Source organism: Streptomyces sp. NPDC053513 (genome assembly GCF_044544765.1).
GTDB lineage: Bacteria > Actinomycetota > Actinomycetes > Streptomycetales > Streptomycetaceae > Streptomyces > Streptomyces litmocidini.
Window position 1 is genome coordinate 35184 of sequence record NZ_JBITXP010000030.1, and the last position, 19660, is coordinate 54843.

Below are 19660 nucleotides of genomic sequence, written 5' to 3' on the forward strand. Positions count from 1 at the left end.
GAGGACGATCAGCGCTCCTGGTTGACATAGCCGCAGTAGTCCGGCTCGAGGGTGAACTGCACACAGCCGCGCATCCAGGTGATGGGGTGCGACTCGTCGAAGTTGCTGTAGGTGGTCTTCCCTGCGCCGGCGTAGTTAAAGAGGCTCTCCAGACCGACGCCGTTGCGGCGGTAGTACTCCGCGTAGACGGGGTTGCCGTCCACCTCGGTGTCGCTCACCGCGATCTGGCCGTGCGTTCCGCGCGAGAACGCGATCACGCCGTAGGCCTGCGAGAACCAGTCGGCGGCCGACGCGGGTGCGGCACTGATCAGTGCCGCACCCGCGACCGCGGCAGCGGCGACACGGCGGGCGGTCTTCATCTTCATCGTTGTTGCTCCGCTTTAGTTGGCGAAAGTCTCGCAAAGAGAGAGGGGTGGTCCCCTAGTGGATGCGGAGGGCGCGCCAGTCAGCCGCACCCGCGCACCTCGGGTTGCTCAGCGAGCGGGGGTCACTACTCCGAGCGGATGGGGCCGCAGTCGGGGTAGCCGACGTTGTGGTGGATGCAACCCTCGATCCAAGTGACGGGGTGCGACTCGTCGAAGTTGCTGAAGACGGTCTTCCCTGCGCCGGAGTAGTTCCAAAGGCGCTGCACGCCGCTGCCGTTGCGGCGGTAGTAGTTCGCGTAGACGGGGTTGCCGTCCACCGCAGTGTCGCTCACAGCGATCTGGCCGTGGGTTCCGAGCGAGAACGCGGTCACGCCGTCCAGGGACGAGAACCAGTCGGCGGCCGACGCGGGTGCGGCACTGATCAGTGCCGCACCGACGAGCGTGGCGGCGGCGATGCGGCGGGCGGTCTTGATGTTCACAGCTCTTGCTCCAGTTCGGGCCGCGGGGCGGCCTAAAGAGGAGGGATCTCTCCCCCGTGGTCAGGGGCCCCTTGCCCCGGCAGAAGGCCTCCCCTGGCCTCCGGCGGGCTCATTAGAGCAACCAATCTTCCGAAGATCAAACAAGTGTGCGGCGGGCTGCCCAGGGCAGCCTTTTAAGGGAGCTTCCGCTTGTCCGACAACACCCAGCAGCAGCGGTACAGGGCGCTGCAGCGTGACCCTCCGGGGATTACCTCGACACCGAGCGCCGAAAGGCCTGCTTCGGTGTGCAGGCGCATCGACGTGGCCACCGGCGCACCGCACTCGGTTACTGGCTGGCCTCTCCGATCATCCCGGGCGGCATACCGTTCTGCCCCTCCGGCCTCGTCGTGACCTGCGGCGCGGGTGTGGCGGTCGTCGCTGCGGCCCTGTGCCTCGGGGCCGCCCGGGTGGTTCCCCGTACCAGCCTCGAGTCACCGGCACTACCCGATCTGCTCCCGGATCCGACGGCCGTCAGCTCCGACTGACCGGCCGGGCGCCGCTAGGCAGTTTCTTCATATGATCACCGCTGGTGGATCATGGTGTCGTGATACGTGGCCATGAACTGTCGGACGCCGAGTGGGAGTTCGTCCGGCCGCTGCTGCCCGAGTCGTTGCGGGGACGCAAGCGGCTGGACGACCGCCGGGTCCTGAACGGGATCGTGGGGAAGTTCCGGACCGGGACGGCCTGGCGGGACGTGCCCGAGCGCTACGGGCCCTGGGCCACGCTGCACACGCGTTTTCGCAGGTGGATGGCGGACGGGACGTTCGAACGGATGCTGCGGGCCGCCCAGGCGGACGCGGCGGGCGACGTCGAGTGGCTGGTGTCGGTCGACTCCACCGTCGTCCGGGCCCACCAGCATGCGGCCGGGGCCCGAAAAGGGGGCTCCGCGACCCGGCCCTCGGCCGGTCCCGAGGCGGTCTGACCAGCAAAATCCATCTGGCCTGCGACGGGCGGGGCCGTCCGCTCGCCTTCGTCGTCACGGGCGGCAACACCAACGACCGCGCCCGGTTCACGGCCGGGATGGAGGCGATCCGGGTGCCCCGGACCGGACCCGGGCGGCCCGGGTCCGGCCCGATCACGTCCTGGGCGACAAGGGCTACAGCTTGAAGGCGATCCGCATCTGGCTCCGCCGCAAGGGGATCGCCCACACGATTCCCGAGCGGGCCGACCAGGTCCGCAACCGGGCCCGCCGCGGCAGCCGCGACGGCCGCCCGCCGGCCTTCGACCGCGAGGTCTACAAGCAGCGCAACGTCGTGGAACGGTGCTTCCACCGCCTCAAGCAGTGGCGGGGCATCGCCACCCGGTATGACAAGACCGCCGAGTCCTACGAAGCAGCCGTCACCCTCGCGTCACTCCTGATGTGGGCGTGACATTTGACGACAGAACCTAACGGCCTCATCGAGGTCCTGGAACAGCTCAAGGTGTTCTACCGCGGAGAACGAGTCGTGCTGGTGTGGGACGGGCTGTCCGCCCACTGGAGCCGGGCGATGCGGGCCTGGGTGGCCGAGCAGGACTGGCTAAGACCTGTCCCGTAACTGCGGCCGGAGTGAGGTGTCGGCTGTCTGGGCACTCCCCAACGTCAACCGAAGATCAGTTCGACATCCTTGTCTACGCAAAAACGTAGGACAACCGCCAGCTGCTGAGCGTCCTGGATGAGCTGCTGGAGGAGTGGTTCATTGGGCTCCTCCTGCCATTCGCCGGTGATCGCTCGCAGGCGGGGCAGCATCGCAGCACAGTCGGTAGCAGAGAGGGCGTCACCACCGACATCAGGGTGATCGAGGAGTGGCTCCAGGGTGGTGGAGATGTCGCTCCACGGCCGGTCGCCCCCAAAGCCCCACATCTCCGGGAGGCTGAACCCCTCGGCCCGTGCAAGCCGTTCCCGGAAGTCGTTGAAGCGGATGCAGGACCATGTGACGTCTGGACTGCTGTTGTCTCCGTCTGCAGGAAACAGGATCAAGCCCACATGACCTCCTCGTTTGCGAAGTGGGCAGGATCGGCCAGAACGAGGGGCGTCGGCAACTGGAATGATCGCGGGGTGGCTGGTGTGATCACGGCGTCGGACCCGTCCTGGATAGCCCCGTTCACCGGGCTCAGCCCGCGAGCCTTCGGGAAGCTGGTGACGGTTCTGCAGCGCGCAGGTGCGGACGCGGTCCGCAGGGGTGAGCGGGTCCTCGAGCCGGCGGATGCGTACGGGCTTGGGCCGCAGCGGCAGGCCGTCGTCGGCCGCGGCTTCCTCGGCTTCCGCGAGCGCCCGGTACAGCGAGGCGACGGACGGAGACTTGCCCGCGTTCTTCCCGGTCTTGATGGTCAGCTTCTTCGCGATCTCAGGGACGGGGACGCCCTTGAGCGCGACGGCGAAGGTGAGCATCCCGAGGCGGCTGCGGGTCCCATTGTCATAGCCAGTTGGCAAGATCGAGTTTATGAACAGTACCCCGACCACTCCGCCGCGGCCGTTCGACGTGACCACGGTCTTCCCTCAGCTGGCTCCGCTAGCTCGCACGGCGACCCGGTTGCACCCCCGCCGGGGGACCCCGTCACCGCAGGACAGTTCCATCGGCGGACCACTGCTGTGGCCCGCCGATGAGCCGTGGCCGCACTGCGAGGAACCTCATGTAGTGGACAGGAACAACCGGGCGCTGCCGCCCACGGACGTGAGGCTGAAGCGGCAAATCAGTACCGCCTCCCGCGGACGGAGTCTGACCGATCAGGAACGGGAAACCCTGGAGCGGATCACCCCTCCTCAGAAGTACCCAGTGAAGGTCGCGGTCGCCCCGTATGAGGGTTCCATCGCGATGCTGCCGGTCGCGCAGCTGTACAAGCGGGACGTGCCCGATCTGCCCACACCCGAGGGAGCAGACCTGCTCCAGGTCCTCTGGTGCCCCTTCGACCACCCGATCATGCCTAAGACCGCCCTGTTCTGGCGGTCGACAGCCACGGTCACCGACATCCTCACCACGCCCCCCGAACCGCCCGCGATGCAGTTCGACGACTACCTCCCCAAGCCGTGCCTGCTCCGCCCCGAGCAGGTCACCGAATATCCCGACCACCTGGAGGTGAGCAAGGAATTGCAGGAGCAGCTCGGGAACTGGCGCATGTGGCAGGCCTCCGACATGGAGATAGACAGTGACTACGAGTCGTGCCCGGAAGAGTTCTATGACAGTGAACTGGCGGGCGCGCCCGGCTGGAAAGTCGGCGGTTGGCCGCGGTGGACCTCCACCGACCCCGGCCCTCGGCTCTGCACTGCGTGCGGCAGTGACATGGATGCCCTACTGACGATCGCCACGTTCGAGAGCGACGACGACAGCAGCTGGCTCCCGCACCAGGAACCGGCGGATGAATCACTTCCAGGCTTCGACCCCTACGAACGTCGCCAGCCCACTGCCGTCCAGATCGGAAGCGGCTACGACCAGCAGCTCTATGTGTGTCAGGCGACGCCCGAGCACCCCCACTCCGAGCTGATGCACTAGGGCCTGTCTGACAAATGATCACACGGCGGGTTCGCGGAGCCACAGGATCAGGGCTGCCACGACGATTCCAGCCCGGTAGCGATCGGCGAGCTTGTCGAACCTTGTCGCGATCGCACGGAACTGCTTGAGACGGGCGAAGCATCGTTCGACCACGTTGCGGGCGCGGTAGATGTCCTTGTCGAAGGCGGGTGGGCGACCGCCCTGGGTTCCACGTCGCCGGCGGTTGGCCATCTGGTCGCGGCGTTCGGGGATCGTGGCAACGATGCCCCGGCGCCGCAGCAGGTGGCGTATCGTCCAACTGGAATACGCTTTGTCACCCAGCACCCGCGCCGGTGTCGTGCGAGGTCGGCCCGTAACGGCGCGCGGGATGCGGATGCTGTCCAGGACCTGGCCGAACGCGGTGGCGTCGTTGACGTTGCCGGGCGTGAGCACGATGGACAACGGCAGTCCGCGGCCGTCGACGGCGAGGTGGACCTTGGTGGTCAGCCCGCCTCGGGATCGTCCGAGGGCCTGGCGCGTCTGCGAGCGGCCTGGATCTTCCAGTTCGTCCCCGTCTGCGGCCCCTTTTTGCGGGCGCCGGCGGCGTGCTGGTGGGCTCGGTTGATCGTGGAGTCGACGGAGACGGTCCACTCCACCCGGCCCACCGCGTCGTCGCGGACCTGGACGTGTTCCAGCAGCCTTGCCCACGTGCCGTCCGCTTCCCAGCGGGCGAACCGCTCGTAGACGGTCTGCCAGGGTCCGTACCGCTCGGGCAGGTCGCGCCACGGGGCCCCGGTCCGCAGCCGCCACAGCACCCCGTTGACCACCTGCCGGTGATCACGCCACGGACGGCCACGCCCATCCACCCGCGGCAGCAGGGGCTCTATTCGCTCCCACGCCGCATCCGTCAACTCACCTCGACCAGCCACAAGATCAATGATCGGAGTGTTCGTGCTCGGACTCTCGTACGGGGTCCGTCACGAAACGGCTCAGCCGGTAGGTGGTCGGCAGCCCCAGGCGCCCGCACAGCGTGTCGATCCGGATCATCGACCCGTCGACTCCGGCCTCCTGAAGACGGCGCAACCGCGTACGCATCTCCGCCTGGTCCGGAGTCTCAACGACCACTTCCCACTGGCCCGCGTCCGGTGCGGTGCGAGCAGCAAGCCGCTGCCGCGCGTCCTCTTGCCGCCGCCTTCTTTTCCCCTGCCCTGGCACCTGCCCAGAATCACTGGCCGGCGTCAGGACGGCAAGGCAATTGGACCGAACACGCACACGCTCGGTGATCATTTGTCAGACAGGCCCTAGTGTCCTGAGTCGGAGATTCTTAGGTAGTTCTCCCAGCCTCCGGACTCTGGACCGACGGTTCCAAGTCGAGCTCCAACCTGGTTGGAAGCGGGCGTGACCACTGGTCGATCGAAGCGGAGATCTACCGAAGAACTTCCGACTCAGGACACTAGGCCGTTTCTCTCAGATCATCGCGCTGACCAGATGAAGATGGCTGCGACGTGGAGTCCGGCGAGGTAGACGGTGGCGGTCTTCTCGTAGCGGGTGGCAATCCCTCGCCACTGTATGAGGCGGTTGATGCATCGCTCGACGGTGTTGCGCTGCTTGTATGCCTCGCGGTCGAAGGCAGGCGGCCGGCCGCCGTGGCTGCCCCGACGGAGCCGGTGGCCCTGCTGGTCGGCTGGGACCGGAATGACCGTCCGAATCCCTCGCCGTCGCAGGTGTTCACGGATAGCCCGGGAGGAGTACGCCTTGTCGGCCAGAACCATGTCGGGCCGAATCCGGGGACGCCCGACACGTCGGGGGACGCGCAGTCTTGCCATCACTTCAGTGAAGACGGGCGCGTCGCCGGCCTGTCCGGCCGTAAGCACGAAAGCCAGCGGCCGGAAGTTGCCGTCAGCGGCGAGGTGGATCTTCGTAGTCAGCCCGCCTCGGGAGCGGCCGATGGCGTGGTCCGCCGGCTCGTCGGCTGGAGCCCCTTTTTGCGGGCTCCAGCCGCATGCTGATGTGCCCGAACGACCGTGGAGTCGACGGATACCATCCAGCTCAGGTCCTCATCGGCGTCCGCCTGGGCCAGCAGGGTGGTGAACACTCGCTTCCAGATCCCGTCGATCGCCCAGTTCCGCAGACGGCTGCAGGCCCCTTTCCACGAGCCGAACTCCGCGGGCAGAGCCATCCACGGAGACCCAGTCCGGTACTTCCAGGCGATCGCGTCGATCACCTGCCGGTGATCACGCCATCTTCCCCCCTCGGCGGGGAGTCCGGTCCGGCAACAGAGGCTCGATCCTGGCCCACTGGGCGTCGGTCAACACGTTCAATACAACGAGAGGTTGCCGGTGCCGCAACGCCTCAGAACCCAGCCATGGGCTTGTCGAGCACCCCGCCCCCGCGACGCAGCGCGAACCCCACGATGAACGACAGCGCAAAGCCCGCCGTTCTGCCGGCGATGGTTCTCGACCTGCCCCGAGCCTGACACGCCGACCCGGCCACCTCCCCGACACCCGAGGGCGGGCTCCCTTGTGCCGCTTTCCAGCCACTTTGCTTCGATTGAGACGGCTTCAGGGGAACCCGCTCACACGTGAAGATCCCGTGGAAGGATCGCCCCGGTAACACACCGAACACGAACAACTCCCGCTTGTCACCTCCGGCGACCGCCGCCCTGCGGCCGGCACGCCCACAGCCGTGCCGCGTCGTGCCAGGCCGCCAGGGCCTGCCGCAGTACGGCCTCCACCCACCTACGGAGGGCGCCCTCATGTCTCGTTCCACCCCCACCCCCGTTCCGTCCCGTCGGCGCGGCCCCGTGGCCCTCCTCGCTGCGGCGGCCACTGTGTGCGGCATGCTGACCCTGGCGGCCCCCGCCCGGGCGGACTCCGTCGTCCAGGTCACCGCGCCGGCCGGCCCCGTCGAGGTGAACGAGCCCTACACCGTCACCGTCGACCTGCCCAACAGCAGCCCCGACTACCTGGGCAAGGCCCCGATCGTCAACATCAAGCTGACCGGTGCCGCCGCGACGGTGACCTCCGCCCAGACCTCGGGCGATCTGTGGTCCTGCGACTTCGCCGCCGGCTCCTCGGGCAGCTGCTGGAACCTGGTCGGCTTTACCGACCCGGCATCGTTCACGCTCACCGTCGTTCCCACCGGGAGCGGGACCGTCACCGCCCAGGCCGAGGCCGTCAACCACGCGAACACGACGATTGGCACCGCCTCCGCCGACACCCAGGTCGGTCACCCCAGCCCCGCGTTCCCCTTCTCCGGCTTCTTCGCGCCCGTGCACAACGCGCCGGTCGTGAACTCGGTGAACGCCGGCCGCGCCGTCCCCATCAAGTTCTCCCTCGATGGCGACAAGGGCCTGGACATCCTGGCCGCCGGCTCCCCCTCCTCCCGGCAGACCGCGTGCGATGGCACCGCCGTCGACCCGATCGAGACCGGTACCGTCAGCACCTCCGGTCTCATCTATGACGCGGCCACCGACACCTACACCTACGTGTGGAAGACCGACCGTGCCTGGGCCGGCACGTGCCGCACCTTCCACCTGGGCCTGAGTGACGGCAGCGACCACGTCGCCCACTTCCAGTTCCGCTGACGCCTTCCCCGGGGCCGGCCTCTCCGCGATGACCTCAGGTTGCGGAAGCCGGCGTGCCCGGTCAGGCCGTGGTGACGAGTCCGCCGCACCCTCCCCTGTCCAGGGGTGTGGCGGACTTGTCACGTGCGGGGGGGGCGTCAGGGCATGGCCACCCAGGACTGGGAGTTGGTGTTGTTCGGCTGGCGTTTGGTGGCGGGGGCGCCCTCGTAGACACCGTTGGTGTCGAGGAGGCTGCCGGTGTCCGGTCGGCCGATTCGCACCGTGCCGTTGGTCTTGGTGATGTTCCACGTCCTGTAGGGCGGGTTCTGCGAGACGGGCCTGGCGGTGATGTTGGAGTCACCGGTCGGCTGTGCGGTCAGGATGAAGGGGGTGGAGCAGCCGTCGGTGATCGTGACCGTGCCATCCGCGTTGGCGGTCACCTTCCAGCGTTGCTGGGGCCGATTGGTGTCGACGGGGGCGAGGTAGACGACGGACCCGTCGAAGGGGATGCTGCACCCGTTGGCGTGTTCCAGCGCCAGACCGCTGCCGTTGGTGAGGGTGTGGTACTTGCCGTCGCCGACGATGCTGGGGCCGTAGTCGATGGCGTGCTTGAGCAGCTTGTCGAGCACGGGGCCGGTGGTGGCGAGCGGCGGGTAGGCCGCGGGCCGCTTCGCGAAGTACTGCGCGAAGGTGGCGGGCCGGGTCCAGGCGAGCAGGTCGATGGTCCTGGCCCAGCCCGCATCGTGGTAGTAGCTCATGTCGATCAGCGCGCCGGCCACGTTGCCCTGGACCGTGTCGCCGACGCCCCAGCCGTTGCCGTAGGTGAACGCGAAGCTGTCCCCGTTGTTGAAGACGTACCGCGGAGGGGACTCCGCGCTGACGTACGTGGAGACGGCGTCGGCGAAGCCCTCGGTCCACGCGCAGGTGTCAGAGCTGGCAACAGCGATGTAGTGCCATGTGCAGTTGGTGACGGCGGGCATGCTGCGCCCGTAGAGCACCCACATGAAGAAGTGACCCAGCTCGTGGAGGGTGACGTGCTGGGAGTCCGGGTCCGCGCCGGAGAGCTGGACGATGCCGGCGTCGAAGCTGGTTCCCTTACTCTCCTCGCCCCAGCGGACGGTGACGCCGGTGCAGGCGTTGTTGTCGGTCTCCCGGGTGGTCCAGCAGCGGCTCACGTCATTGGTGCGGGTGACGTAGAGGTCGAAGACGGTGTCGAAGGCGTGCCAGGCCCGGGAGCTGGCCGCGGGAGCCTTGACGGTGCCGAGGTTCGTGCTGGCGGAGACGTTGGTCCGGGTGGGGGTGTCGAAGCTGTAGAGGCGTCCGGAGTTGTCGGTGACCTTCCACAGGCCCTGGTACTGGGCGTTGAACCGCACCCACAGGGAGCTCATCGCGGTGGTCGTGGTGGGCGTGTAGCAGAGGTTGAAGTCACCGTTGATGGTCGCGGTGAACCCGGAGGCGAGCAGACGCGGGGCGTCGGCCGGCTTCTCATTGCCCCAGAGTTCGACGGCGGCGGTTCGGGCCCGCTTGGAGCGAAGGGGTTTGGACGGTCCTTCCTCGGCGTTGAGGAAGTCGTACTCCAGTGCACCGCTCAGACAGATCGGGCTCGCCGCCCTCGCGGAGGCGGCGGAGAGCGGGACGAGAGCCGCGGCGAGGAGCAGGACCGCGACCAGGGCGGCGAAGGAGCGCGGTGTATACCGGCGCAGGATCATTCAGTGCCTTTCCGAAGGCCAGGGGCTCGGGAGCAACCGACGAAGGCGAGAGCGCTGTCGATCACTCCTGGGTGACAGCTTCATGATCAAAGAGGAAGCGCCCCGGACGGCAGGGCGCACAGGAGACCACCGGGGGCGCACGGCAGAGCAACCCCGTCGACCTACCCGAGAACGGGGCGGTCACCTTGACCTGCCCCACTGGCAAGGTGGTCCTGGGCGGCGGCGGCGAGATCCCCGCGGGCTACCAGACGAGCACGAGCAAGTCCTACCCGGCCTCGTCCAGGGGTTCGGGCGCCCCGAACCAGTGGGTCGTCAGCGGTTACGACACCGATGACGTCACGACCACCACGGCCTACGCGGTCTGCGCCGACCCCATCAGCGAGCTGGCCGTTCGCAACTACAACGCACCCACCGAGGAAGACCCCTACGGCGGGCTGCTGAAGTGCCCGGTCGGCACGTCCGTCGTCGGCGGTGGCGCCTCGGCCAACGGCCCCTGGGCCAGCCTGTTCGCGAGCCGTCCTGCCAAGGCCGCCGAGACCGGCTCCCAGGACGGCTGGTGGACCGAGGCCGGCGACGACGCGCAGTCTCACAGCATGGACCTGTACGTCATGTGCGCTCAGCCCGTCTAGCAGCACGCGCATCGCCACCTCGCACGCGCACGGCAACATCGAAGGGCCTCGCGGCTTCGGCAGCAGGGCCCTTCGTCGCGTCCAGCCGCCATCGCGAGATCTGTCCCGGCCTCGCGCCCAGGCCGTTCCTTCCGGGTTAACTCGCCGACCAGATGATCCGAGAGAAACGGCCTACCTCGCCACCGTCACCGTTCACGACCGCACCGTCCTGCGCGCCTGCCTGTGCAACTACCGCACCCGTGAAAGCGACCTCGACCTGCTCTTTCGCGAAGTCCTCCACGCCGCGGACTCCGACCGCGCAGCACCCACCCGATGCACCGACGAGTGATCACCCATCAGCCACGCCGGCCCGTCCCGTTCGCATGGGCGGTGCTGTCGGAACCGGGGCTCTGGCACAACTTCTGCGGTGTCGAGCCGAACCTCGAGGTCCGAAACCGGAGCATGCCGGGAACCGCCAGATCAGCGGCTTGCCCTGAGGCAGACACAAGCCCGGGCGGTGTGGCTCCACAGAAGTTGTGCCAGAGCCCGTTCTAGTGAACAGAGCCAGCCCAGGGTGTCGCCGGGCTCGCTGACGTAGACACGGCGGTGATCTCACGTGCCTCAGGTCTTGGTGCGGGTGAAGAGATAGGGGACGCCTCGGTTGGTGGTGACGCGGAGGCGGTCTTTGCCTGCCGGGCGGATATCAAAGGTGCCGTGGCCGTAGCAGATGCCCATGTCGGGGCCGGCAGGAGGGGACACCTCTCCGAGCACCAGGTGGTCGGGGGCAACGGTCACGACAACCGTGGCGAGGGGACAGTAGCTGTCGCCTGTGCCGCCACCGATGTCCACAATCGAGTTCGGTCGCGCGCGAAGGTTCTCGATCGTCATCGAGGGCCTGGTGTCCGTCGTGGTCCACCCGCCCCCGAAGACGTCGTCGAGCTCTGCAGTCGGCTCCGGTTGGCGGGAGAGCAGGATAGACGCGTCGCCGTGACGCCACAGGAGGGCATCGCCCTGGACGGAGAGTGTCTGAGGGAGCGAGCAGCTCGGGTCGCCCTCCGAGAACTCACGGCCCTCGAAAGAGAAGGCTGTCCGGCCGTTCTGTACAGCCAGGGCCTTCGCGGTTCCAAGGCAGCTTCGTTCCCGATACTGGAGGACATAGTCGGCGGTGTTGCCAGTTGACGGGGTGCCCTTGTCGATCTCGAACTGGACCCGTCGTGGCGTCGTTTTCCTTTCGTCGCCCTGCGCCTGGCCCACCCACGTACCCACGAAGGCCGCGCTGTTGACCGGCTTCAAGGAGGGAGACGCCGTGGTGGTTGTCGGGTGGTCCTTCGCGCCGCCTGCGTTCTTCTTGCCCAGTTGAGGGACGATCACCGCCGTCGCCGTTGCGAGCAGGACAACGGCGAGGGCGGTCACGATCGTCACGCGTCGGCGTGAAGGCCGGGGCGCCGGCTGGGGCGGTGGTGTGGGGAGCGGAGTGCGCTTCGTGGGAGTCGGGGCCGGGGCCGGTTCCGCTGGAGTCGTGTCTGCCAGGGCTGGGGCATCCGCGTCCAAGAGGCGACCCGCCTGCGAGCCGAGGGAGGCCAGCAGAGGGCCGGGCAGCCAAGCCGGGACAGCTCCCACCGCCCACGCCTGGGTGCGGGCGAGGAGCTCGGTGGTGGACAGGCGCCGCGCCGGATCCTTACGCAGGCAGTCCCGTACGAGGTCTTCCAGCGGGGGCCGCAGACCGGTCAGGTCCGGCTTCTCCTCGGCAATCCGGAACATCAGCGCGTGGGCGCCGCTGGTCAGGTCTCCGAAGGGGGTGCGGCCGGTGGCGGCGTAGGCGAGGACCGTGCCCAGGCAGAACACGTCCGAGGCGGGGGTGAGCCGCTCGCCCCGGACCTGCTCGGGGGACATGAACCCCGGGGAGCCGATCACCGCGCCGGTGCGGGTGAGGAAGCCGTCGACCGGGGTCTCCAGCGCGCGGGCGATGCCGAAGTCGATCACGCGTGGCCCGTCGGCGGTGACCAGGATGTTGGACGGTTTCAGATCGCGGTGGACCATGCCCGCCCCGTGGATGTCCACCAGCGCGTGCGCAAGCCCATTGGCCAAGGTAAGGACGGAGTCATGGGGCAGAGGCCCATGGCCCCGCACAATCACCTCATGCAAGTCCGGGCCCGGGATGTACCCGGTGGCGACCCAGGGAACAGAGCCATCCGTGTCGGCGTCCAGGACTGGCGCGATCCATGCTCCGCCGATCTTGCGTGCGGCCGCGACCTCCTGGGCGAACCGGAGACGAAACTCCCGGTTCTGCGCGAAGCCGTCATGGACGGCCTTCACAGCCACGGTGCGACCACCCTCCGAGCGAGCCAGGTACACCCGTCCCATCCCTCCGGCTCCCAGCCGGCCGATGATCCGGTACGGCCCGATCTGAACGGGATCTCCGGGTGCTAAGGCGTCCACGGAACGACGGTAGAACACTGGTGATCGAAAGTCAGGAGTTCGCGGACAGAGACGAAACGCCATGAGCAGATGCCGCACGCGGGGTGGTCGGGGTAGGTGACGAAGGGGGCCACGGTCGCAGCTTTCCACAACTCCCCCGCAGGGTTCTTACGCGTGCGCGTACAACCGTGGTGTGGATCACGTCCGTTAGCGGCGGATAAAGACGAACTGCCCAGGTTGGGCGCGTTGCTGATGGGCCGTCTACCCACATAGGAAAGAGGGCGGCGCGACACACACCAGCAGTGTCCTGCCGCCGGGTTGGAGGGCGGTGGGGCCAGAGGGGACATGTCTTGTTCGGCACGTCGAGAACCAGAAGGAAAACCGCTCTTGCGGTGGGTACCGCAGCACTGATGCTGTTAAGTGCCGGCGGAGTGGCGGGCGCGGCTCCAGCCGTAAACCCCGACCCCAATGCGGCACCACCGAAGGTGCACGGTCCGGAGAAGACCACGTTCGCCGCGGCGGCGGGCGCCCGCCCGGCGTCGGGTAAGACGCCCAAGGCTGCGCCGTTGTCGAGGAACGCGGCGCCTGGCGGGTTCCAGCGGGTGAACTCGCAAAAGGTGCAGCTTACGAACACGGTGACCGACCCCGATGGGGATCAGGTCAACCTGACGTTCGAGGTGTGGACCGCAGACGCGGCCGGGAATCCGGTCACCAAGGTCAAGCTGAACGACTCCACCTATGGCGTCATCGTCTCCCCCTATGTGGCTTCAGGGGGTACGGCGAAGGTTGACGTTCCGGCGGGCAAGCTGGCACTGAACACGAACTATGTGTTCCGCACCAACGCCTACGACGGCTCGCTGTACGAGACGGTGTGGTCTCCGTGGGCAAAGTTCCGGGTGGAGCTACCGGTGGATCTCACCCTGCCGACACCGAACTACGCGAGCCCCAACCCGAACCACTTCGACGCGCAGCAGCCGCACTACTACCAGACCAAGCCTCTCGGTCAGCCGGGTACGCCGCTGTCGGCGCGGGCCACGACCGCGGCGAAGGATGCGGTGGAGCAGTGCAGTGAGCCGGATGAGACCGGCCGTCAGGTGTGCTTCGGGAAGTCGACCCCCGCGCCCAAGGGCAAGGCGCCCCACGCGTCCGCGAAGGCGGGTGTGGCTGCGGCGACGGCCGGGGTGCAGTGGTGCAACACCGACTTTGAATCGATCCTCGCGACGCGGTTCATTGAGTGCGATGTGCGGTCGGTGCCGGTGATCATCAGCATGGACGGTGTGCCGCAGGCTGTGGCGAAGTTCATGTTCCTGCGGATGATCGAGCTTGACGGACAGAACACGTTCACCGAGCACCTGACAATCGAGCCCGCGCAGCAGATCCCGCCCGCGTTCCGTGAGATCAACTTTGTGGGCTGGAACCACCTGTGTGAGAACTTCTGTACTCCGCAGGAGCAGCCGGTGACGGCGTGGAATGGCAAGCCGTGGTGGGTGCCGGGTGAGATGCACTCGGCGACGCTGACGACGCCGTACACGTGGGATACGTCGCTGGCCGGTACGGACTACCGGTTCAAGCCTGACATTCAGATCGACGCGAACATTCTTCCCGCCGACGGGAAGATCCGCCCGTTCAAGACCGGCTACCAGTGGTCGCTTGACTACGACGGCGGCACCGAGGATCTCGACCGTATCCGCTGCGACACCCCTGCCGCGGACGCTCCGGCCGGATCCGTTCCGGGCTGCGTGTTCGTGAATGTCGCTCCGACGTACACGTTCAACGCGAAGGCATTCCCGCAGGCCGCCGCGCACGCGTGGCTGATCCAGAAGGCCACGCCGAAGCACCCGGGTTCGATGACGGATCAAAAGCCCCTGTACTACATGGGTGACGAGGCGCAGAACACCCGTTCCCGTGGGCGGATCTGCCCCACCGGGTGGGCCGCGAACAACGGTGACGCCTCCGCCCTGGTCGACGCGAGCGACACCCTGAACTGTGACGAGTTCGCGTTTGCCTCGTCGTACAACAGCGGCGGCATGTCGTCCACCGAGGGCGGCATCAACCCGGCGATCCCGCCGGGGAAGACCACCCCCAGCGGGGATGCGTGCATTTCGATGTACGCGAAGAAGCACGGCAGCATGATCCACCTGTTCTCGCAGAACGGGGCTGACCCCACGTTCAACGAGGTGTGCGGCCGGGCGGCGATCTCGGGCATGCACAACCAGGAATCCATGGGCGGCCACTTCGCGAACTTCATGAAGCAGATGCGCATCAAGGACAAGGATGCGTACTGGCTGGATACGCGCATGGATGACGGCGGCACCTGCCGTTACGGTGTCGGCGGCGGTCAGCCCGTGATCTGCCAGCTCGCTGCGCAGTAACACCCGGCACGACAGCGAGCGGCCCCCACCCGGGTTCTGGGTGGGGGCCGCTTCTGTGCGCGCGGGGTCAGGGCATCAGGAGGTGGACGGCGGGGAGGTCACCGGCCATCACAGCGGCCTGGTCAATGACGACGTCGGTGTACTTGCCGACGGCGGTGAACACCAGCTCCGGCAGGCGCGGCCCGTGCTCCTCGTGGTAGGCCACCACCTCGGCCTCACTGACATCGGGGATCGAGGGGAACACGGCGCCCTCGGCGGTCAGCGCCAGGTCGAGGAAGCCGCCCCGGCCGGTGGCGGTGCCGAACTCGGCCCGGTAGGCGCGCCCGTCACCGGGGGCGTGAATGAGCGTGGCGGGCGGGCTGTACCGGTTGACGGTCAGGCACAGGATCTCTTCATCCGGGCAGGGGGTCATGGACTTGACCTTGCCTTGGTAGCCGCCTGCCCAGGTGGCCATATGGCCGTTCTCCAGCACGTACGTCCAATCCCCGCACGTGCCGTACATGGCGTAGCTGAACTGTGCGGTGGGCGGCGCGTCGGGGAGGGGCCGGGTGCGCAGCTCGAACAAGGGAACGCGCTCGCTCAGCTCGTCAAGATCAGCGCCGAGGTTGATGAGGAACTCGTCCTGATCGACACCCCGGGCGAGGGTGAGGGAGATCCCGGCGTACATGCCACGGGTACCGGGCGGGGTGGGGGTGGTCTGCTGTGCGCCTATCCACGCGATGCCGTCGCTCATGGCGGTCACACTATCGGGCTGGTCTGACAGGGGCAGGGCGGGGAGCAGAGTGCCGGCTTCGCCCACCTCAAGAACTGGCGGATCCTCACCAAACTTTGCACCGACCCCGCCCGCGCCACCCAGCTCCTGCGAGCCCTGCTTGTTCTGACGAACCTCGAAGTCAACCGCTGACAGATGATCTTCGCCGTGGGCTCCCGCCCACGACCAGCATGAGCGCCCTGAGGATCGGCCACACCAGCCCTTTGACCTGCGACTTCAAGTTGGTGGAGGCTCACTCGGTGAAGTGGACGCGAGGCATCGTCGGTGCGCACCACCGCACCGGGTGCCCACCATCGGGTCCACTCAGTGGTCGGCCTCCCGGCCGCGGTGCGGTCCGGGCTCCTGCGGGTGGTGCGCCTGCTGGCCGTCCGGGCGCACCGGGCGCACTACGTCGGCATCGGCCTGTGCGGTGTGGCGGTCCGCGCGGACGCGGGAGTCGTCGGCCATCTTGCTGACCACCTCCTGGAGGCGGCGCAGCCGGTCGGCGGTGAGATCGAGGGTTTCCACGTCCGTACGGGACTTCCGCAGCGCCCGCAGCGCCGTCATGTCGATCGCCTCCTGGCGGCCGGGCTCCGGCTCCTGGTCGTCGCGCTCGGGGTCGGCCGGCTCGGGCGCGAGTAGCTGCTCGGGGATCGCCGCCTGTTGGTGGGCGACGACGTCGTACGCCCGGCCCCGCACGGTGGTGGCGGTGGTGGTGCGCAGCTGCTCGCGGACCACCGCGCCGGCGAGAACGGCGCGCTCGTACTGGAGCGGGATGCGGGGGATCTCCCACTCCCCCGCATCCTGGCCCGGCGGCCGGAGCGCAGCCGGCTCGCCAGGATCGGCCGAGGGCTGCCGGTCCAGGTCGGGCGCGGGGGCCGGTGGGCGGCGGCGGGCGGGGAGGTCGGCCAGGTCCCACCGGGCGGTGTAGAGGCGGTAGTCCGACAGCAGGCCGATGGTGGTTGCCGGCTCGCTGATGTCCAGGTAGTGGGTGGAGATGGCGGCGGCCACGATCTCCTCGTCCAGGCCGGGGTCGCGGCGGCGGCCACGCAGGACCAGGGCGAGATGGCGGCGGGCTTCGGCGAGCAGGTGCCGGCGGTGGAAGCGGCCACCCTCGTTCATCACGAACACCGTCGCGGTGACGTCGACGGCCGCCAGGGCTATGTCGACCACGGCCGCTCCTCCTCCTCCCCCCCCCGTGTCCCGGGTTCATCCGGTGGCGGACGTCTCACGCGTACGGGCCCAGGTGCGCTCGATCTCTTCGACGATGCGGGCGGCCTCCGTGAGGACCGTGCCGTAGACGGGCCACTCGCCGTCGGTGTCGTGCCGCTCCCGGCGTGCGGCGGCCGTCAGGTCCTCGTAGCGGCGCCTGGCGTCCTCGACGCAGGCGCGAAGCCGGTCGGCGTCCTCGGGGCCCCGCGGGGGGTCGAGGCACTCTAGGGCGCCGGCGGCGCCGGTCAGCAGTTCCGCGTACGCCCCGAGGTTTCGCGTCGCCTCCGGGGCGCGCCGGGCGTAGTGGAGGGCCCGGGCGACGGAGCGGATGTGGGTGGCGGCACGCTCGACCATGCTGATCGTGTCGTGACAGCGTTGTAGGGTTTCGTCGCCGCTGCTCCAGGGGCGGCGGGGGTTGAGCCGGGTGTTCTCCTCCTCTCCGTGGACGGCTGCGCGGGTGCGCGCCGCGAGGGCGGACAGGTCGTCACAGCGGTGTGCCCAGTCTTCCGCCTCCTCCGAGGTACTTTCGGCGGTGCCGCCGGTCACTGTGGCGGCGAGGTCCCGCAGCAGCTGTGCCGCCCGGTCGGCCAGGTCCGCAGTGAGTTGCCGAGCCGTGTCGGTGTGGGGTGACGGAGCGACCGCCAGATGGGCGACCAGTCCGCAGCTCACGCCGATGGCCGCGGCCGCAACGAGGTGTCCGATGTAGTCGATCTCCCCGCCGCCGCCCGCGAAGGCGAACAGCGCGACGACCGGGACCTGGGCGCCCTGCCGGTCCAGGAGTTCGAGCCGGGCCCCGAGCAGGGCGATGAAGGCGAGGGCTCCCACGCTCCAGGCGTGGACGCCGGCGGTGCTGCCGAACGCCGCGGCCCCGGCCGTTCCCAACGCCATGGCCCCCAGGTACTGGGCGGAGTCCCACAAGGAGCGGTAGACCGTCGACTGCAGCGACAGCAGAGCCGTGAAGGTGGCGAAGGCCGTCACCGTGGGCGGCAGCAGCCAGGCCGCGAGCGACCAGGCGACGGCGGCGGCAGCGGCGCCCTTGGCCTGCAACAGCAGCGCGTCTCGCGCCTCGCCGGGCTCCCGCACCGCGCGGCGCACGAAGTCCCGGCGTGCCGCGATCTGTCGTCGGCACCAGGCGATGGACGCCGCGGTCCGGTCCGGGGCACCGCCCCTCCTCGGCGCGCGCTCAACCACCGGTGGCGGCGGAGGCTGCGGGCAGCGCGTGGGGGCAGGGCCCGGTGTCGCGCACCGGGCGGACGCGCATCCGACGGAGCAGGTCGCGGGTGAGCCGGTCGTCGAGCGTCGTGCGCCACCTGACGTCGGGGTGGCGGGAGCGCAGGTGGGCCAGTGCCCTGGTCCCCAGGCCGCTGCCGAAGAACGGCTCGTCGAGCACCACCTCGGTGATCACTCCCTCGGCACACGGCTCGCAGGTCCGGTACGTCACCCGCCCCACGACCTTGCGGACGTGCACGAGCAGCAGGCACGTGAGGCCGTCGTCCCGGGCGTCGGGACAGGGCACGAGCTGGACGTCGCGGTAGGCCAGGAGCCGACGGTGCCATCTGCCCCACAGGCGCCCGGAGCGCCGGTGCCGTCCTTCGGAGCGACGGTGCGAGGCCGGGGGCCGCCGCGCAGGGAACCGGCCGTACGCGGGGGTCACTGCAGTCGTCTGGATTCCCATGCGGTCCCGCGTGCCCCGACGGCCGTGACCCATGCCGGCCGTCGGTGTACGGGTGTGGGTGCGGCGCGGGCGGGCCCGTCGCGCGGCGAGGCGACCCGGGCGTCGTCGGCGGCCTCCGGCCGGTGTGCGTCACGGGCGGCGCCCCGGAAATAGAGGCAACAGCCCGGAGCGGTCCGGGAATATAGCCTTCGGCCCCGTCGGGGCGGAGGAATGCGCGGGGAACGGGACGAGGCGGGGCAGGGCGACGCGGGGGCGGGACGCACGGAGCACATCAGCGACGAGGAACTCGCCGTGTTCGACCGTACGCTCGCCCGTCTGCGCGCCCTTCCCGCGGACGCGCCGGCCCGCACGCGGGCCGAACAGGCCGCCGCCCGCTTCCTGCGCGAGGGCCGGGACCGTCGCCGCAGGCGGACGCCATGATCGTCGCCTACCTCCTGGACACCGACCCGGCCACCGGCAAGGCCCAGATCATCACCAACGCCCCGTACAGCCTCACCGCCGAGCAGGCGGGCAAGGCCACCACCGTGACCTTCCCCCTCCAGCCCGCCGACTACATCGTCGCCAAGGGCCACCGGCTCCAGCTGGTCATCGACACCCACGACCCCTTCTTCGCCCCCGACACCCCCACCCCGGCCCACACCATCGACCTCACCTCCCCGGCGGGCACCGAGTCCTACCTCGACATCCCCCTCCACCCCATCGCCTGATCCGCCCCGGCACACCGGTGCGGCCCGCCAGAACACCGGCGGGCCGCACCGTGCCCCTTCTGCCTTCCCGGCCATCCATGTTCTCGACGACCGCTGCCCGACCTTCCCCAAGACCACCCCGGGCTGTCCGTCCCGTACCCGCAGCCGGTTATCGGGCAGGCATTTCAGTCCCTCCGGAACGGCGCCCGTTCGCGGCCAGCGCGCCGCAGGTGGTGAATGAAGGTGAACAGGCCTGGAGCACCCGTGAGCATGGGGTGGGGAAAGGTCGGTACGGCTTCACGGAATGTGTGCCAGAGCCCAAACTCGTGAACAAA

16 protein-coding genes and 4 pseudogenes are annotated in these 19660 nt (G+C 68.8%); 8 read left to right on the plus strand and 12 right to left on the minus strand.

The genetic code is table 11. The annotated features are described in order from the left end of the window. Positions 1 to 8: 8 nt before the first annotated feature. Both ACIGW4_RS33060 and ACIGW4_RS33065 read right to left on the minus strand, forming a co-directional pair. Complete coding sequence (locus tag ACIGW4_RS33060) at positions 9 to 365, minus strand: hypothetical protein (protein WP_399584851.1); 357 nt, start codon at positions 363 to 365, stop codon at positions 9 to 11. 125 nt (positions 366 to 490) lie between these two features. Continuing rightward, positions 491 to 844 (minus strand): hypothetical protein, encoded by a 354-nt coding sequence (locus tag ACIGW4_RS33065; protein ID WP_399584854.1) that lies wholly within the window; start codon positions 842 to 844, stop codon positions 491 to 493. Between the two features lie 583 nt (positions 845 to 1427). On the opposite strand from ACIGW4_RS33065, the pseudogene ACIGW4_RS33070 reads away from it, so the two are divergent. Next, a pseudogene (locus ACIGW4_RS33070) lies at positions 1428 to 2253 on the plus strand (IS5 family transposase). 209 nt (positions 2254 to 2462) lie between these two features. Here the strand turns inward: ACIGW4_RS33070 and ACIGW4_RS33075 are convergent. After that, a complete protein-coding gene (locus ACIGW4_RS33075; protein WP_399584856.1) occupies positions 2463 to 2846 on the minus strand; it encodes a hypothetical protein in 384 nt (127 codons plus the stop codon). A gap of 72 nt (positions 2847 to 2918) precedes the next feature. Between ACIGW4_RS33075 and ACIGW4_RS33080 the strand changes: the two are divergent. Then, positions 2919 to 3044: pseudogene (locus tag ACIGW4_RS33080) on the plus strand (IS5/IS1182 family transposase); the annotation flags it as partial. Between the two features lie 454 nt (positions 3045 to 3498). After that, positions 3499 to 4350 (plus strand): hypothetical protein, encoded by an 852-nt coding sequence (locus ACIGW4_RS33085; RefSeq protein WP_399584859.1) that lies wholly within the window; start codon positions 3499 to 3501, stop codon positions 4348 to 4350. Here the strand turns inward: ACIGW4_RS33085 and ACIGW4_RS33090 are convergent. The 3 genes and pseudogenes from ACIGW4_RS33090 to ACIGW4_RS33100 form a co-directional block, all read right to left on the minus strand. Further along, positions 4347 to 5258: pseudogene (locus tag ACIGW4_RS33090) on the minus strand (IS5 family transposase). The gene ACIGW4_RS33085 and the pseudogene ACIGW4_RS33090 overlap by 4 nt on opposite strands. Positions 5259 to 5262: 4 nt before the next feature. Continuing rightward, a complete protein-coding gene (locus ACIGW4_RS33095; RefSeq protein WP_399584862.1) occupies positions 5263 to 5616 on the minus strand; it encodes a hypothetical protein in 354 nt (117 codons plus the stop codon). 185 nt (positions 5617 to 5801) lie between these two features. After that, positions 5802 to 6650 (minus strand): annotated as a pseudogene (locus ACIGW4_RS33100) (IS5 family transposase). A gap of 518 nt (positions 6651 to 7168) precedes the next feature. On the opposite strand from ACIGW4_RS33100, the gene ACIGW4_RS33105 reads away from it, so the two are divergent. Then, a complete protein-coding gene (locus ACIGW4_RS33105; protein ID WP_399584865.1) occupies positions 7169 to 7915 on the plus strand; it encodes a PxKF domain-containing protein in 747 nt (248 codons plus the stop codon). Positions 7916 to 8052: 137 nt separating this feature from the next. On the opposite strand, the gene ACIGW4_RS33110 is transcribed toward ACIGW4_RS33105, so the two are convergent. Beyond that, positions 8053 to 9603 (minus strand): RICIN domain-containing protein, encoded by a 1551-nt coding sequence (locus ACIGW4_RS33110; protein WP_399584868.1) that lies wholly within the window; start codon positions 9601 to 9603, stop codon positions 8053 to 8055. Between the two features lie 185 nt (positions 9604 to 9788). Here ACIGW4_RS33110 and ACIGW4_RS33115 point away from each other — a divergent pair, with 185 nt between their 5' ends. Continuing rightward, positions 9789 to 10232 (plus strand): hypothetical protein, encoded by a 444-nt coding sequence (locus ACIGW4_RS33115; RefSeq protein ID WP_399584871.1) that lies wholly within the window; start codon positions 9789 to 9791, stop codon positions 10230 to 10232. A gap of 600 nt (positions 10233 to 10832) precedes the next feature. On the opposite strand, the gene ACIGW4_RS33120 is transcribed toward ACIGW4_RS33115, so the two are convergent. Then, a complete protein-coding gene (locus ACIGW4_RS33120) occupies positions 10833 to 12650 on the minus strand; it encodes a serine/threonine-protein kinase (RefSeq protein WP_399584873.1) in 1818 nt (605 codons plus the stop codon). A gap of 371 nt (positions 12651 to 13021) precedes the next feature. Between ACIGW4_RS33120 and ACIGW4_RS33125 the strand changes: the two genes are divergently transcribed. Then, positions 13022 to 15001, plus strand: a complete 1980-nt coding sequence (locus ACIGW4_RS33125) for a hypothetical protein (RefSeq protein WP_399584875.1) — start codon at positions 13022 to 13024, stop codon at positions 14999 to 15001. 67 nt (positions 15002 to 15068) lie between these two features. Here the strand turns inward: ACIGW4_RS33125 and ACIGW4_RS33130 are convergent, their stop codons facing one another. The 4 genes from ACIGW4_RS33130 to ACIGW4_RS33145 form a co-directional block, all read right to left on the minus strand. Continuing rightward, positions 15069 to 15734 carry a hypothetical protein gene (locus ACIGW4_RS33130; protein WP_399584878.1) on the minus strand — a complete coding sequence of 222 codons (666 nt, stop codon included), beginning with the start codon at positions 15732 to 15734 and terminating at the stop codon, positions 15069 to 15071. A 342-nt stretch (positions 15735 to 16076) separates the two neighbouring features. Continuing rightward, the gene (locus ACIGW4_RS33135) at positions 16077 to 16925 is read right to left on the minus strand and encodes a hypothetical protein (protein ID WP_399584881.1); all 849 of its coding nucleotides are present in this window, start codon (positions 16923 to 16925) and stop codon (positions 16077 to 16079) included. Positions 16926 to 16961: 36 nt separating this feature from the next. Continuing rightward, positions 16962 to 18059, minus strand: coding sequence for an aromatic acid exporter family protein (locus ACIGW4_RS33140; RefSeq protein WP_399584884.1), 1098 nt, complete (start codon positions 18057 to 18059; stop codon positions 16962 to 16964). 88 nt (positions 18060 to 18147) lie between these two features. Then, positions 18148 to 18480: an N-acetyltransferase gene (locus ACIGW4_RS33145; protein ID WP_399584886.1), complete on the minus strand. Its 333-nt coding sequence runs from the start codon at positions 18478 to 18480 to the stop codon at positions 18148 to 18150. A 369-nt stretch (positions 18481 to 18849) separates the two neighbouring features. Between ACIGW4_RS33145 and ACIGW4_RS33150 the strand changes: the two genes are divergently transcribed. Then, positions 18850 to 19059, plus strand: coding sequence for a hypothetical protein (locus ACIGW4_RS33150; RefSeq protein ID WP_399584889.1), 210 nt, complete (start codon positions 18850 to 18852; stop codon positions 19057 to 19059). After that, positions 19056 to 19346, plus strand: a complete 291-nt coding sequence (locus ACIGW4_RS33155; RefSeq protein WP_399584891.1) for a CocE/NonD family hydrolase C-terminal non-catalytic domain-containing protein — start codon at positions 19056 to 19058, stop codon at positions 19344 to 19346. The genes ACIGW4_RS33150 and ACIGW4_RS33155 overlap by 4 nt, the downstream gene beginning before the upstream one ends. The last annotated feature ends 314 nt before the right edge of the window (positions 19347 to 19660 follow it).

What these genes read in the sequence shown, in the direction of transcription:
- ACIGW4_RS33095 (WP_399584862.1), bottom strand. Translation starts at nt 5,616, where the DNA reads ATGATCACCGAGCGTGTGCGTGTTCGGTCCAATTGCCTTGCCGTCCTG.
- ACIGW4_RS33155 (WP_399584891.1), top strand. Translation starts at nt 19,056, where the DNA reads ATGATCGTCGCCTACCTCCTGGACACCGACCCGGCCACCGGCAAGGCC.
- ACIGW4_RS33150 (WP_399584889.1), top strand. Translation starts at nt 18,850, where the DNA reads ATGCGCGGGGAACGGGACGAGGCGGGGCAGGGCGACGCGGGGGCGGGA.
- ACIGW4_RS33105 (WP_399584865.1), top strand. Translation starts at nt 7,169, where the DNA reads ATGCTGACCCTGGCGGCCCCCGCCCGGGCGGACTCCGTCGTCCAGGTC.
- ACIGW4_RS33060 (WP_399584851.1), bottom strand. Translation starts at nt 365, where the DNA reads ATGAAGATGAAGACCGCCCGCCGTGTCGCCGCTGCCGCGGTCGCGGGT.
- ACIGW4_RS33110 (WP_399584868.1), bottom strand. Translation starts at nt 9,603, where the DNA reads ATGATCCTGCGCCGGTATACACCGCGCTCCTTCGCCGCCCTGGTCGCG.
- ACIGW4_RS33130 (WP_399584878.1), bottom strand. Translation starts at nt 15,734, where the DNA reads ATGAGCGACGGCATCGCGTGGATAGGCGCACAGCAGACCACCCCCACC.